Annotated in this window: 15 protein-coding genes; 5 read left to right on the forward strand and 10 right to left on the reverse strand. The window is 52.4% G+C overall.

Annotated elements, in window-relative coordinates; translation table 11 throughout:
• Positions 1-3: 3 nt before the first annotated feature.
• From uvrC to NYE26_RS24855, 3 genes are all read right to left on the reverse strand, one after another.
• Positions 4-2,067 carry an excinuclease ABC subunit UvrC gene (gene uvrC / locus NYE26_RS24845; RefSeq protein WP_339250890.1) on the reverse strand — a complete coding sequence of 688 codons (2,064 nt, stop codon included), beginning with the start codon at positions 2,065-2,067 and terminating at the stop codon, positions 4-6.
• A gap of 178 nt (positions 2,068-2,245) precedes the next feature.
• A complete protein-coding gene (trxA, locus tag NYE26_RS24850; protein ID WP_036701616.1) occupies positions 2,246-2,563 on the reverse strand; it encodes a thioredoxin in 318 nt (105 codons plus the stop codon).
• Positions 2,564-2,803: 240 nt separating this feature from the next.
• Positions 2,804-3,295, reverse strand: a complete 492-nt coding sequence (locus NYE26_RS24855; protein WP_339250892.1) for a GNAT family N-acetyltransferase — start codon at positions 3,293-3,295, stop codon at positions 2,804-2,806.
• 139 nt (positions 3,296-3,434) lie between these two features.
• On the opposite strand from NYE26_RS24855, the gene NYE26_RS24860 reads away from it, so the two are divergent.
• Both NYE26_RS24860 and NYE26_RS24865 read left to right on the forward strand, forming a co-directional pair.
• A complete protein-coding gene (locus NYE26_RS24860; RefSeq protein WP_155991192.1) occupies positions 3,435-3,596 on the forward strand; it encodes a YqzM family protein in 162 nt (53 codons plus the stop codon).
• 208 nt (positions 3,597-3,804) lie between these two features.
• Positions 3,805-5,178 (forward strand): glycoside hydrolase family 43 protein, encoded by a 1,374-nt coding sequence (locus tag NYE26_RS24865; protein ID WP_339250895.1) that lies wholly within the window; start codon positions 3,805-3,807, stop codon positions 5,176-5,178.
• Between the two features lie 126 nt (positions 5,179-5,304).
• On the opposite strand, the gene dnaI is transcribed toward NYE26_RS24865, so the two are convergent.
• The 3 genes from dnaI to NYE26_RS24880 form a co-directional block, all read right to left on the reverse strand.
• Positions 5,305-6,264 (reverse strand): primosomal protein DnaI, encoded by a 960-nt coding sequence (dnaI, locus tag NYE26_RS24870; protein WP_339250897.1) that lies wholly within the window; start codon positions 6,262-6,264, stop codon positions 5,305-5,307.
• An 18-nt stretch (positions 6,265-6,282) separates the two neighbouring features.
• The gene (locus NYE26_RS24875) at positions 6,283-7,833 is read right to left on the reverse strand and encodes a helicase DnaB (RefSeq protein ID WP_339250899.1); all 1,551 of its coding nucleotides are present in this window, start codon (positions 7,831-7,833) and stop codon (positions 6,283-6,285) included.
• 180 nt (positions 7,834-8,013) lie between these two features.
• On the reverse strand, positions 8,014-8,310 hold the full coding sequence (locus NYE26_RS24880) for a YuiB family protein (protein ID WP_036721959.1): 297 nt from the start codon (positions 8,308-8,310) through the stop codon (positions 8,014-8,016).
• Positions 8,311-8,578: 268 nt separating this feature from the next.
• Here NYE26_RS24880 and hemQ point away from each other — a divergent pair, with 268 nt between their 5' ends.
• Positions 8,579-9,337, forward strand: coding sequence for a hydrogen peroxide-dependent heme synthase (gene hemQ / locus NYE26_RS24885; protein WP_036721960.1), 759 nt, complete (start codon positions 8,579-8,581; stop codon positions 9,335-9,337).
• A 157-nt stretch (positions 9,338-9,494) separates the two neighbouring features.
• Here hemQ and NYE26_RS24890 read toward each other — a convergent pair whose 3' ends face one another.
• Both NYE26_RS24890 and NYE26_RS24895 read right to left on the reverse strand, forming a co-directional pair.
• The gene (locus NYE26_RS24890) at positions 9,495-9,773 is read right to left on the reverse strand and encodes a hypothetical protein (protein ID WP_036721963.1); all 279 of its coding nucleotides are present in this window, start codon (positions 9,771-9,773) and stop codon (positions 9,495-9,497) included.
• A 1-nt stretch (position 9,774) separates the two neighbouring features.
• Positions 9,775-10,968, reverse strand: a complete 1,194-nt coding sequence (locus tag NYE26_RS24895) for an NAD(P)/FAD-dependent oxidoreductase (RefSeq protein ID WP_036701637.1) — start codon at positions 10,966-10,968, stop codon at positions 9,775-9,777.
• A gap of 325 nt (positions 10,969-11,293) precedes the next feature.
• Here NYE26_RS24895 and NYE26_RS24900 point away from each other — a divergent pair, with 325 nt between their 5' ends.
• Positions 11,294-12,268 (forward strand): NAD(P)/FAD-dependent oxidoreductase, encoded by a 975-nt coding sequence (locus NYE26_RS24900; protein WP_036721965.1) that lies wholly within the window; start codon positions 11,294-11,296, stop codon positions 12,266-12,268.
• A 132-nt stretch (positions 12,269-12,400) separates the two neighbouring features.
• Here NYE26_RS24900 and sda read toward each other — a convergent pair whose 3' ends face one another.
• The gene (gene sda / locus NYE26_RS24905) at positions 12,401-12,544 is read right to left on the reverse strand and encodes a sporulation histidine kinase inhibitor Sda (protein WP_036721967.1); all 144 of its coding nucleotides are present in this window, start codon (positions 12,542-12,544) and stop codon (positions 12,401-12,403) included.
• Between the two features lie 327 nt (positions 12,545-12,871).
• A complete protein-coding gene (locus tag NYE26_RS24910) occupies positions 12,872-13,534 on the reverse strand; it encodes a YheC/YheD family protein (RefSeq protein WP_036721970.1) in 663 nt (220 codons plus the stop codon).
• A 199-nt stretch (positions 13,535-13,733) separates the two neighbouring features.
• On the opposite strand from NYE26_RS24910, the gene NYE26_RS24915 reads away from it, so the two are divergent.
• Positions 13,734-13,943 carry a hypothetical protein gene (locus tag NYE26_RS24915; protein WP_036701644.1) on the forward strand — a complete coding sequence of 70 codons (210 nt, stop codon included), beginning with the start codon at positions 13,734-13,736 and terminating at the stop codon, positions 13,941-13,943.
• Positions 13,944-14,044: the final 101 nt, after the last annotated feature.

Below are 14,044 nucleotides of genomic sequence, written 5' to 3' on the forward strand. Positions count from 1 at the left end.
ATTTTAGATTGACGGCTCCTCATCCTTCAGCGCCTCCAGAATCTGACCGGCCAGCTTCTCGCCGATGGACAGCACCTTGAAATCCTCGATGGAGGCTTCCTTGATCTTCTTAAGTGACCCGAAATGCTTCAGCAGCAGCTTCCGGCGTTTGTCCCCGATGCCCGGAATCGAATCCAGCTTCGAGGTGACCATCGACTTGCCGCGCTGCTCCCGGTGGAACGTAATGGCGAAGCGGTGAACCTCATCCTGGATACGCTGCAGCAGGTAGAACTCCTGGCTGTCCCTGGCGAGCGAGACCGGCTCGGCGGAGTCGCCGACCAGCAGCTGGGCGGTTCTGTGCTTGTCATCCTTAACCAGACCGCAGACGGGAATGAATAACCCCAGCTCATTCTGCAGAATATCGATCGCCGAAGAGATCTGGCCCTTCCCTCCATCGACTACGATCAGATCCGGCTGCGGCAGATTCTCTTTCAGCACCCGCTCATAACGCCGCCGGATCACCTCGCGCATCGTCTCATAATCATCCGGCCCCTGTACGGTGCGGACCTTATACTTACGGTACTCCTTGCGGGCAGGCTTGCCGTCGATGAAGACCACCATGGCCGAGACCGGATTGGCCCCCTGGATATTCGAGTTATCGAACGCTTCGATCCGGTTCAGCGAGTCCAGCCCCAAGCTCTGCCCCAGACTGCTGGCCGCCCCGGAGGTGCGCTCCTCGTCCCGCTCGATCAGGCGGAACTTCTCATTCAGCGCGACCCGGCTGTTCTGGCAGGCCATGCCGATCATCTGCTTCTTCAGCCCGCGCTGCGGCACCAGCACTTTGATGCCCAGCCATTCCTGCAGGGCGGCGGCGCCTCCGGCCGCATCCACGGTTCCTTCGGCGGCTGCATCCTGCTCCGTCTGCTCCCGCGCCGCTTCCGCCGCTGCGCCCGGCCCTGCTGCCCCGGACGGATCAGCCGCAAGCACCTCACCAGCGTCCGCTCCGTGAGACACCTCTCCGGCCTCCGACTCATCCTCTGCGCCCAAGGCCGCCATCAGCGCCTGGCCGCTCGGCATTCCACCGGCTACCAGCCCGCTGCTTCCCTGGCCGGGGGTGCCGCCTGCTTCCGGCGGAACCATGCCGGCACTTGCCATATCCGGCAGCAGAATCTCCTGCGGCAGCGCGGGATTGTCGCTGTAATACTGCGTCACATAAGACATGAAGTCACTGTACGCCTCTCCGTAGAACGGGAAAGCCGACGAATGGCGCTGGATCATTTTCCCTTGCCGCATATACAGAATCTGCACACACATCCAGCCCTTGTCCACCGCATAGCCGAAGACGTCGCGGTCCTTGGTGTCGGCCGTATTGATCTTCTGCTTCTCCATCACGGCATCGATGTGTTGAATCTGGTCGCGCAGCTCCTTGGCCCGCTCGAAATACAGCTCCTCAGCCGCCTCCTGCATCTTCTTCTGCAGGTCCTTCTTCACCGCGTCATGCCCGCCTCCGAGGAACGAGGAGATGTTCTGGATAATCTCTTCGTAAGCAGACTTCGGCACTTCCTTCTCGCACGGCGCGAGGCACTGGCCCATGTGATAGTACAGGCAGACCTCCTTCGGCATCACCCCGCACTTGCGCAGCGGATACATCCGGTCGAGCAGCTTCTTGGTCTGCTGGGCGGCGTAGCTGTTCGGATACGGGCCGAAATATTTAGCTTTATCTTTCAGCACCCGGCGGGTAACCTCCAGGCGCGGATGGGCTTCGTTCGTGATTTTTAGATAAGGAAAGGTCTTGTCATCCTTCAGCAGCACGTTGTAACGCGGCATATGCTTCTTGATCAGATTGCACTCCAGAATGAGTGCTTCCATATTGCTCGATGTCACGATATATTCAAAATCAACAATATTGGCGACCAGCCGCTGCGTCTTCCCGTTGTGGCTGCCTGTGAAATAAGAGCGCACGCGGTTCTTCAGTACCTTGGCCTTGCCGACATAGATGATCGTACCCTCTTGATTCTTCATCAGATAGCAGCCGGGCAGATCAGGCAGCAACGCAAGCTTGTTGCGGATATTATCCATATAATCCATAAGTTCTCCCCCACCTGTTACTACACGGTTATAAGGTAAGTTTAGAATAGAATGTACTACACATTCAAGCCTTAATATAGAACATCCGTTTCTATAGGACAGACAAAGCGCCTTCGGTAATCCGAAGGCGCTTTGTCTGAAGGGCCGCAAGGCCCAGATTACAGCAGATTGTAACCCATTATTGATGCTTGGCTACGATATTCTTAAGGGAGTCCTTGGAGTTCAGTCCTACGACTTTGTCGACAGGCTGGCCGTCTTTGAAGAAGATCAGAGTAGGAATACTCATTACTCCAAAACGGGAAGCTGTCTCAGGATTCTCATCGACATTCAATTTAGCGATCTTCACATCGTCACCCAGCTCGGTGGACAATTCCTCGAGAATTGGGGCAAGCATTTTGCAAGGGCCGCACCAAGGTGCCCAGAAATCTACTACTACAGTACCTTGACCTTCCACTTCATTCACGAAGGATTGGTCAGACACGTTCACGATAGCCATGATATTGTTCCTCCTCAAAAAGTTTTGTTGAGCTTAAGCTGTACGAAATAACTTCCGCTTCTATAGCCTGAGCCAAGTCCGCAGAATTTACTCCGAGATCATAGCGGGATAAAATGCTTCATGTAATATGATAACCAGATTATCAATTACCGACACATCCACAGTATAACATAAATACAATGCATTTGTTATATATTTCGAGAAATTATATTGCATAAAATTAATTTGTCTTTTAACGGTTTAAACTTTGTCCCTGAGATTCAGCTTCATAGTCCACGAGGTACCAGCTGTCCCGACATACTCGAAGCCGAGCTTGTTATATAACCGGACGGCCGCCTGATTCTCCGGATCAACACTGAGCGAAAGTGACGGGTATCCATCGGATACGGCTTGCTGTATGATGCCCTCCATTAGCCTGATTCCCAATCCCTGCTGCCTGTAGTCAGACCGAATAGCAACGCCTAATTCCGGGGTTGTGGTATCCACAAATCCGTAGCCCTGGTTCGTCTCGTCAAACAGCCTGTACCAGGCAGCACCTGCGGGCTGATTGTCCACCAGTGCGATTATCGCCCTGTCGCCTTGTCTCCCCCAATGTTCGTTGTACTTCGCAATCCCCGGGGAATTCAGCAGCTCACTTCTGGGCGGCTTACCTTGTTCAATATGAATGGACTCATAATGCATATCCAGTAGAAAATCATACTCCTGCGGTTCCATAGGTCTTATATGTATCATAAAATCACCCTTCTATCTTTACATCTCCCCTGCATCTTCGTATACTTGAAGAAAGCGCATTAATTGTCAATGACTTCTCTCACATGTATAACTGTAACCCACTTCATGCAGTCATGCAACAGCAAGGAGGAAGAAGCGAATGGACGTCAATGTCAACGCACAGGTCCGTGACCCGCGGGAGCATATCAATGAGGAGCCCCGCAACGATCTCGGTGATCTGCTGGCCGGTTTCTTCGGAATGACCGGCTTCATGACCGTGGTCTTCTTCGGAATGGTAATCATCAAGTATTTGTCCGAATAGCTGCTTAGCTGCAGTGTCCGGTATTCTTTGCCCAGGTCAGGGCGGGATGCCGGATTTTTTTTGCGTTCATTTTGTGCTCCATCGAGATTCAGTAACAATAACATAAATTTACAATTTAATAAAAAGAAAACACATTTTTGTTTCACAGGAGCCATGTTACTCTGTATGCGAAAGCGCTCTTATACCCTATTTTGAGGAGGAAGGAAGAATGAAAAAGCTTGTCAGCCTTGCTGTCGCAGGCTTGTTGGCATCGGCGCTATATTCCCCGGTATCGTTCGCTGACAACCCTGTTGTACAGACCATCTACACGGCAGACCCGGCCCCGCTTGTATACAATGATACGGTCTACCTGTACACCGGACATGACGAAGACAACTCGACCTACTATACGATGAATGATTGGAGGGTCTATTCTTCCAAGGACATGGCGAACTGGACGGATCACGGGTCACCGCTATCTTATAAGGCGTTTAGCTGGTCGAGCGGAGAAGCTTGGGCCAGCCAGGTCATTGAGCGCAACGGCAAATTCTACTTTTATGTCACGGCAAAAAGCACTTCGCTCGGACGGCCCGCCATCGGCGTCGCCGTCTCCAGCAGCCCGACCGGCCCGTTCGTGGACGCTATCGGAGGGCCGCTCGTCTCCAGCAGCTGGGGCGACATCGATCCTACGGTATATGTAGACAGTGACGGCCAGGCCTATCTCTACTGGGGGAATCCAACACTGAAATATGTGAAGCTGAACCCGGATATGATCTCCTACAACCAGAGTATGGGTATTGTCCAGGTGCCTATGACCACAGACAGCTTCGGTGTGCGAAACGGCAATGCCGACAGACCGACCCTCTACGAAGAAGGACCCTGGTTCTACAAGCGCGGCAGCTTATACTACATGGTCTACGCCGCAAGCGGCATTCCAGAGAATATCGCCTATTCCACCAGCTCTTCGCCTACCGGCCCGTGGAAGTACAGAGGGGTCATTATGCCCACCCAGGGCGGGAGTTTCACGAATCACCCGGGCATCATCGACTTCAAAGGCCGCTCCTATTTCTTTTACCATAATGGCGCCTTGCCTGGAGGTGGTGGCTTCACCCGGTCAGTGGGGGTAGAGCAATTCACCTACAACGCGGACGGAAGCTTCCCGGTCATCCACATGACAACCGCCGGGCCGCAGCCCATCGCCACCCTTAACCCCTATGTCAGAACACAAGCCGAGACCAGTGCATGGGCGGCCGGGGTAGAGACCGAGACCACCTCAGATACGGACGGGGGAATGAATGTCGGCTTCATAGATCACGGTGATTATCTCAAAATCAAAAATGTGAACTTCGGCGCTGGAGCCGCAGCCTTCGAGGCCCGGGTAGCGTCAGCAGGCAGCGGCGGTAATATTGAGCTGCGGCTGGACAGTCCGGCAGGAACACTGGTCGGCACCTGTGCAGTGCAGAATACAGGGGGCTGGCAGAGCTGGGTGACCAAGACCTGCACGGTCAGCGGAGCAAGCGGGACTCATGACCTTTACCTGAAATTCACAGGCGGCAGCGGATACTTGTTCAATATCAACTGGTGGAAATTCAGCGCCAGCTAAATCTAAGCGCAGACAAACAGGGGACCCCGGCCAGATGCTGGCGTGGTCCCCTGTTTTAAAATATAGAATTTATATGTTTCACCCGATAACTTATCCGAAGCCGTTTCCACTTGTATTAATAAAAATTCAGTCTCTGGCCCTGCCACGCTGGTTCTCCCCATGCAGCGGGATCACCTCTACGAACGGGGCAATCCGGTCCATCAGCCGCTGACCCTTGTAGAGCTCTTCCCCGTCCTTGCTGGTGATGCTCAGATGCTTCTCCAGCCCATCCAGCGGATAATTCGAGGTATAGAAGGTCGGCTTGCGGTTCATCCGGTAGTTCAGGATCGCTCCGAGCACATGGTCACGCGCCCAGGGATTGAGATTCTCGGCGCCGATGTCATCGAAGATGAGCAGATCACAATTCTTCATCGTATCGACCATTTCCTTCAGCTTCTGGTTGTCCATCATGATCAGCTTCAGTTCCTCGATGAAATCCGGCATATAGACAATCACGCCGCTGTAGCCCGAGATAGCCAGCTCATGGAGCAGATAGCACATCAGGAAGGTTTTGCCGGTCCCGAAGCTGCCCTGCAAATAGATCCCCCGCGAAGTCAGGCCCTCTGCTCGCACAGCTGCTATATAGTCAAATATCTTGTTCACGGCTGAGGCCCGCCGGGGGTCCTTGCCCATAATATCCATCTCATCATATCCGCCGTTCAGCACCCGCTCATCCACATAGAAGCTGCGGATCCGCTTGCGGACATTATCCTGATTATCCTGTGCAATCTTCAGCTTGCACGGTGTCTTGCGTTCGTACAGATCCGTTACACCATTAACCGTCTCTACAGTAAGCTTGCTGTAATGCCCCTGGAAATCATTCGGGCAATCCGCCAGGCCGGGGCAATTCTTGCAATGCCGGTCCTCTTCGACATACTGGTATAGCCGGCTCAAGTGCAGCCGCAGCCGGGACTCGTCCAGCTCGGGATGCTCAGCCTGAAGCTCCTTGACCAGGGGATGGTTCAGCAGGGTCTGCTCCAGGTCACGGGAGCGCTGGCGCAGAGCGGGGTTGTTCATCGAACGCAGCACTTCGCCCATGGACTCCATCGCTGCACCTCACTTTCTTCAGGGCGTTCTCAGAACGCCTTTTTTCTTGCTGGCCTTGATCTCGGCCGCTTTCTTCATCATCGCCGCGAATTCCTCTTCCGATACGGTTCCGGCGCTGCCGTCATCAAGCACAATCGGAATCTCCTGCTTGCCGGACCGCCCGCCGCTCTTCGTATACGAACGCTGGCGGGTTCCCGCAGAGCCTGTGCCGGAGGAGGCGGAAGCCGCCCCCTTGCCCTTCACCTTCGACTGGTCACGGATATAGCGCACGGCCTTCTCGTAAGTATTCACCTGCTTCACCAGCATATTGGAGGCAATCGCCTCCACGAAGTTGCGGTTCATCCGCTGATCGCCGCCGGAGGCCACCATCGTCATCAGATAATGGATCAGGACATTGATCACTTCGCCGCTGAGCTTATAGTTCAGATCAATCTTCTCGAAGATATCCATCAGCTGGCCCGGAACTGCTCCCGGGAAGAACGTCTGTAACAGCCGTGTATAAGGCTCGTTGCGCAGCATCATATTATATTGGTGAATGTCGCATTTGGACAGAAATTGCGGAGGCACTTCTACATAGAACTCCATTTCGACAGCCTGCTCCACCGGCACTGCGGAGGGATCACTCTCTTCCTCAGCGGCAGAGCGCAGCGACACTACCTTGGCGGCAGCAATCTCTCTTTTCTCCTGACGCTTCCTATCCTGACGGAAATGCTGGCTCGCCTTGTACTGCAGCGTATCCAGAATCACCTCTCCGTCCGGCGTGAAGACATCATCCTCATCCAGCAGGCGGCATACATCCTGCGGACCAAGCTCGTATTTGCGGGCTACATAATTAATGACACCCATCTGGTTATGGTCAAAACGCAGCTTCTCAACATGCGCACGGTTCACCGATTCACGCGGGAAGCGCAGGATAATATCGCTGTAGGCTATATTCGGCTCAACCGCCTGAGTGGTGCCGGGCTGACGCACGGAGGCTACCTCGGCCAGCGCCTGCTCCAGCTCATAGTCGATCACATGGGTATTCAGCTCAAAAATATCATAAAAGGGCAGTGAAATATTCTCTTTCCCGAGCGACCGCCCGCTCCATTCCTCCGGTTCCCGGTGCCAGAACTGCTCACGCAGCGACAGCACAGCGAACTTGCCGATCTTATCCCGGAGCAGCAGCGTCAGATGCTGGGTTGCAAAGAAATCAGCCGGCGACAGCGGCGGCATTAACTCGTATTCGTACATATAATCATCATTCTCCGCGGCATACAGCCGGCAGGTCTGCAGCAGTCCCACCGCCTCCAGCCGGGAAGCCTGGTCTACCATATATTTACGGCCCTTCTCGTTGGGTTCAACGCCCAGGGTCATAAAGAGCCTGCGCTGCTGCTCCACACCGGAGTAACCGATAGATTCAGCCGGAATATGCTCGAACAGCAATCTGTACAGGCTGATGGCGAACGCGCCTACCATTGGCTGATAGACTGAGCCCAGCATACGTCCATCCAGCTGGCTTAGACCGAATTCGCGGGACACGCAGTACCGGTGATGTTCAGTGAAATGATGCAGGTTGCTCATACGCATCTGCGGATACCTCCCCCTCTTCTATACGAATTCATATAGATTTCTATTCTATCACAAAACACCCGGCCGAAAATGTAAAATAAAGATGAATCCTTGGCTCTTCTGGCGGAAAAGAAAAAAACGGCTCACCCCATTACAGGAGATTAGCCGTTTCTTGTTGTACCACCCTTCAGGCAGCGCTTAGAACATCTTGTATCCGCCCAGCCGCAGCTTCTGAATGGTCCAGCCGCTCAGCACCGCTCCGGCAAGACCGGCTACCCCGGTAAGATAATCCACAATGTGGAAGGTAGAGAGGTGCTCCCATAAGGACATCGCGCTCCGGTCCCAGATGGAGTAGACCACCACCGGAAGAATGACAATGACGAACAGATAGGCAGGGAACCAGGTAGTCTTCATCAGCATGTTAAGAATGAAGCCAATGCCGAACATCATCACAAAGAATAAAACGGCCAGAACAAACACCGGAATAAAGCCCATCGTACCGCCATCCCCTCTCTCTATAAAGAACCGCACACCTAAGCTTATATAATAGTAAGTTTACTAGAAAAAATGTAGCGAAGCAATGAACATTATCGCGCTTAATACCGGAATTCGCATGAATGGGGGCCTTGGCGTTTGCTCTCTGCCGCCCGCTGCGCTACAATGCAAATAGCACCCGACCTATGTTCATACATATTTAAGGTATGCGGACCAAGAAGATTTTACGCGAGGATATTCCACCGATAACCTATAAGGAGTGAACAACTTGAACGAAGCCGCTTTGACACTGGAAGGCTGGTATGCGCTGCATGACTTCCGCTCACTGAACTGGACAGCCTGGACGGCAGCCGATGACGAGGAACGGGCAGTGGCCCTGGAGGAGCTGCATGCCTTCATGCAGGAGTGGGGACCTGTCGAGGAAGCGAAGGAGGGCAGCACTGCTGTCTATTCCATCGTGGGCCAGAAGGCTGATTTCGTGATGATGTTTCTGAGAGAGAGTCTGGAGGCGCTGAATGCGCTGGAGACCGCTTTTAACAAAATCGCCTTTGCCCAATATACTACGAAGGCTTATTCCTATGTAAGCATCGTTGAGCTCAGCAACTACGCCGCAGGAGGAAGTGCCGGTGACGGCAGCGATCCGATGCTGAACCCGCATGTCGCTGCCCGGCTGAAGCCTGTACTGCCGCAAATGAAGCATATCTGCTTCTACCCGATGAACAAGAAGCGTGAGCTTGCCGACAACTGGTACATGCTGGATATGGAGAAACGCCGGGAGCTGATGTATTCGCACGGCCTGATCGGACGAAGCTATGCCGGCAAGGTGAAGCAGATCATCACCGGCTCCGTCGGCTTCGATGACTGGGAGTGGGGCGTGACTCTGTTCGCCGAGGATGCCCTGCAGTTCAAGAAGCTCGTCTACGAGATGCGCTTCGATGAAGTCAGCGCCCGCTACGGAGAGTTCGGCCCCTTCTATGTCGGCAACCTGCTGAACGAAGAATCGTTCGAGGAGATGCTGAAGCTGTAACAGCATAAACGCAAATAGACCGCCACCTCAGCAGAGGTATGCGGTCTATTTCTTGACTACTTTTCCGAAAGCCGCCGCCCTTAAAAGCGGCTATTGCATCCGAGAGCCGTGTTGCAAGCACGGCTCTCTTTGCATTGTACGTCTTTTCTACCTCCACTTATGCCGAAGGTTCCTTATCGTCCTCTTTGTCTTCGTCTTCGTCCCCGTCACGCAGACTCTCCAGATATTCAGCCGTCGCCCGGTCACGCGCGCGGCCCTTATCCTTCAGGCGTTCGATAGCCGGGAGAATGAGAATATCGATTTCCTTCTGGATATTGTAGGCCAAATCATACCGCGTCTGATCCTCCAGATAAGAGCCTACCTCAATCAGAGCATTATAGCGGTCCAGCTCCTCGCGCGTCAGCAGTCCGCGTACTTGCACGCTGCAGTGGCGCATCTTAGAGGAATCTTCCTTTTTTGAGCACGAGCGGGATGCCGCCGATGATGAGCAGGTAGCGCATATCGACAACCTTCTTCAGTTGCGCTGCCTTCCAGCCTTTGTACGTCTTCTCGCCGACTACGGCAATTCCCTGGCCCTTACCAAGTGAAGCTACGGTCCCCTTGTTGCTGAAGGCGAATTTCTTCGGCTGCTGGCTGCGGATGGCCGCTACTAGATTATGCGCACAGCATTCTCCCTGCTGCATTGCAATCTGTGCCGTCGGCGGGTAAGGACGCCCTTCCGGATTAATCATGAGGGAGCCGTCACCAATGATGAAGATGTTCTCATGTCCCGGAGCCCGCAGATATTCGTCTACCTTCACCCGTCCGCGCATCGCTTCGAAGCCGGCAGCCTCGATCAGACGGTTCCCGCGGATACCGCCGGTCCATACAATGGTGGATGCCTTGATCTCTTCACCCGTGGCCAGAATCACGCCGCCAGGCAGGCATTCCTTGATCGCTACGCCCATCTTGAAGGTTACCCCCTTCTTGGTGAGTACGGTCATGGCGTGCTCCACCAGCTCAGGCGCGAACCCCGGCAGAGCCGTAGGCGCAGCTTCTATATTATAGATGTTGACCATGCTTGGATCGACATCAAATTCTTTGCATAGTGCAGGAATCCGGTCAGCCAGCTCCGCAACAAATTCAATCCCGCTGAAGCCCGCGCCGCCAATGACGAAGTTGATATGCTCCTGTGCATTATTCTCATTCTTATATTTGGCGAACTGGTACTGGATATGCTCCCGGATCAGCCGCACAGAGTTGATGCTGCGGATGGTCAGCGCATATTTGTCGAGTCCCGGAATCCCGAACGTTTCAGGCTCACCGCCAAGGGCAATCACGAGGTAATCATACGAGAGCGTTCCGTCCTCCAGAATAACCTTCTTCTGCTGGGTGCGGATCTCCTGCACCGAGGATTTGACAAGATCGATCTTGAACTCATCGATTAATTTGGAGATAGACACGCGTGTATGCTCGATGCTGTCCGTGCCCGCTGCAGGCATATGCAGATGGGTCGTGAAATAGTGATATTCATGGCGGTTAACCAGGGTTACATCGGCTTCATTATAATTCAAAGCTTTCTGCAGCCGCTGGGCGGTCAAAATCCCTCCATACCCCGCGCCTAGAATAACGATTTTGGGAATACTGCTCATGTTCCGGCTCCTTCCAACAGGTGAATCTGTCTATGTGTTATTTTTTGTAAAAAAATCAGGTTTCTTTTGTGAATTTATACACTTAAATTCAGAAGAATTTCCAATAAAACTTAAAGGATTTCTAAAATAACCATATCCATTGTAAACCTTAGTATCGTTTTAATCAAATATAATCATACAACAAAATGTCACACTTTTTCTTTGAAATCAAGGCCTTTGCAGGCAGGTGAGACTATGTTTATAATGAGTAGGTACGCTTGTATGGCAAATTGAAACTATCAACTCGGAGGTGTAATATTACGTGACATTAGAGCAAACCGTTCCTATGAGCGATCTGCTGATTATAGGCGGAGGACCAGCCGGTATGTTTGCCGCATTTTACGGCGGTATGCGCCAGGCTTCAGTAACCCTTATTGAGAGTATGCCCCAACTCGGAGGGCAGCTTGCTGCTCTGTATCCTGAGAAATATATTTACGATGTCGCCGGCTTCCCCAAAATTACCGCACAGGAGCTGGTGGACAACCTGTCCCGGCAGATGGAGCTGTTCCAGTCCGATATCCGTCTGGAGGAGAAGGTCGTATCGGTTGTGAAGCAGGGTGAGCGCCATTTCACCGTCACCACCGACAAGGCTGAATATCACAGCAAAGCCGTTATCATCACGGGAGGCGTAGGCGCATTTGAGCCGCGGCGTCTGGAGGTACCGGATGCACAGCGCTTCGAGAAAGCCAACCTGCATTATTTCGTAAATGATCTGAATGCTTATAAGGATAAAAAGGTGCTGATCAGCGGCGGCGGCGATTCCGCTGTGGACTGGGCGCTGATGCTGGAGCCGATCGCTGAACAGGTAACCCTGATTCACCGCCGCGATAAATTCCGTGCGCATGAGCATAGTGTAGAGAATCTGATGGCCTCTAAGGTAAATGTGATTACGCCGTCCGAGATCACTGAGCTTCACGGTGAAGAATTCATTACCAAGGTCACCTTGTCCCATATCAAGACCAAGGAAACTCAAGAAATCGAAGTAGACAGCGTTATTGTCAATTTCGGCTTTGTCTCCTCTCTGGGCCCGATTGCCGAGTGGGGAATCGACATTGAGGGCAACTCCATTGTAGTTGACTCCCGCATGGAGACCAGCATTCCGGGAATCTTCGCCGCTGGCGATATCACGACTTATCCGGGTAAGCTGAAGCTGATCGCTGTAGGATTCGGAGAAGCGCCGACAGCAGTCAATAACGCCAAGGTATATATTGATCCGGATGCGAAGCTGTCTCCGGGACACAGCAGTAATCTTAAGCTCTAGGTTGTCTATAACCTTATAGCCATAATAAAAGGGTATCCTTTCAGGTTGATTCCACCTCAACTTGAAAAGATACCCTATTCCTTGATGCTTGCGGTTTAAAGAAGTCCAATGCTGCAGGATGTGCTCTGATCTTTAATGCAGAACCGCATGGTCTGGAGAGTGTAAGTTCCGTTTGCGAATTTCAGCGAGAAGCAGGGCGATGAAATCATGCTCCAAATGCAGCTCTATCGCTCTGTGATAAGAGTCAAGCAGCATCTCATCCGACAATTCAACCATAACGTTCACCTACCTTTCCTTTATTTGGATCTGAATCTATCATAGCAAACTATCATTTTTCGAACAAGCGTTCTCATTATCCACAAGCTGCTGTGGAAATCCTGTGTATAATATGTGAGTAAGGGTTATAATGTCAGCAATTGCGCAGTGGACTATGGGGATAACAGTTATGCACAGGGCTGAAACCTGACATCTCCACACAAAAACTTTTTTAGAATGTTCATAATTGGCTGGGATATTTCTTGTTGTATTACCTCTGAATCTAAACAACTAAACGCAATATTATCCTATTACTGTATTTATCGTCAAATATAAAAATTTTATTAATTATTTTGGTCTTGTATTTACTTCCAGAATCCAAATCTTCCCCCGATGATCTACAGCATAGTCGAAGCCCAGTTCACCGATCCCCGGAAAATGCCGCTCCAGCAGCTCGGTACAGATTAGGGTCAGCCTGCGCATTTCCGCCTTTTTGGATGAGGTCCCCACTCTTGGCAATGATCTTCGCAGTCCCTGGCGGCAGCTGAGCATCGTACCTCCTTTGCAGAGATTCGTAACGAACAATCCCGGCCGGGCGACTCTCCCTACCATAGATCGGAACTCCCAGTGCTCGCCGTTCTTCACTACTTTGACCCGGTAATCAATCGGACGCCCGGAGATCCGTGCAAGGGAAATTCCCTGCTGGATCAAATATTTCCGTTTCACCTTGAATCTGTCCAGTGCCTGGCGCATGGAAGTAAAGTCTCCATAGATACGTGTGCTCTGCATATACGTGAAGCCATACCCCCTATGATCCCGGAACACCTTGATGACACCATATCCTCCTCCGCCTACAACCGGCTTGATGACAACATTGCCGTATCTTCCAAGCATCGCGGACAATCCGGCAGCACTATATTCCCGCGTTCTCGGAATGTAACCGGCAACCCGTGAATCGCTAAGCAGCGCCGCCGTCTTCAGCAGCTTGCTTGCCAGTTCTCTCCCCGCCATTATTTGCCCTCTCCTTTCGCATTCCCAGCCTACCCTATAGATTACTCACGAAAGGCCGTGCCCTCCTGTATGATTGTCCGTGGTATAGCAGGCCACAGCAAAAAAGGGCATATGGCTGCGGGGCCTTATGTCCCTGATTCATTTGACTGGAAAATCATTAAAATTCGTTGTATTATTGCCTGAAAGGGAGGGTTTCCTAATGGCTGAGTTTTTTGAAATCCTGTATTGGTTTGCGATGATCGGCATGTCTGTTGTACTGGCAGGAACGACAATACTCGTCTGTGCGCTTGGCTTCAAATTCATCAAGGACCGGCGCAGAGTGCTCGGTGCCGGCTGCATCGCCTTTTCCCTGGGGGCCTCCGCCCTGATCGTGTTCATGATTAACCTGAAATTCATTATCCCCGCCTGAAGCTTGTTCCCGGCAGCAGTGGCCCAGGATGCGGATTGCGCGTTCCCCTGCCGTCATTGCTGCCTTCGGGCGGAACTCTTAAGCGTCCATTCTTACATGAA

Origin of the sequence: Paenibacillus sp. FSL P2-0136 (assembly GCF_037975325.1) — a bacterium.
GTDB classification, from domain to species: domain Bacteria; phylum Bacillota; class Bacilli; order Paenibacillales; family Paenibacillaceae; genus Paenibacillus_AQ; species Paenibacillus_AQ silagei.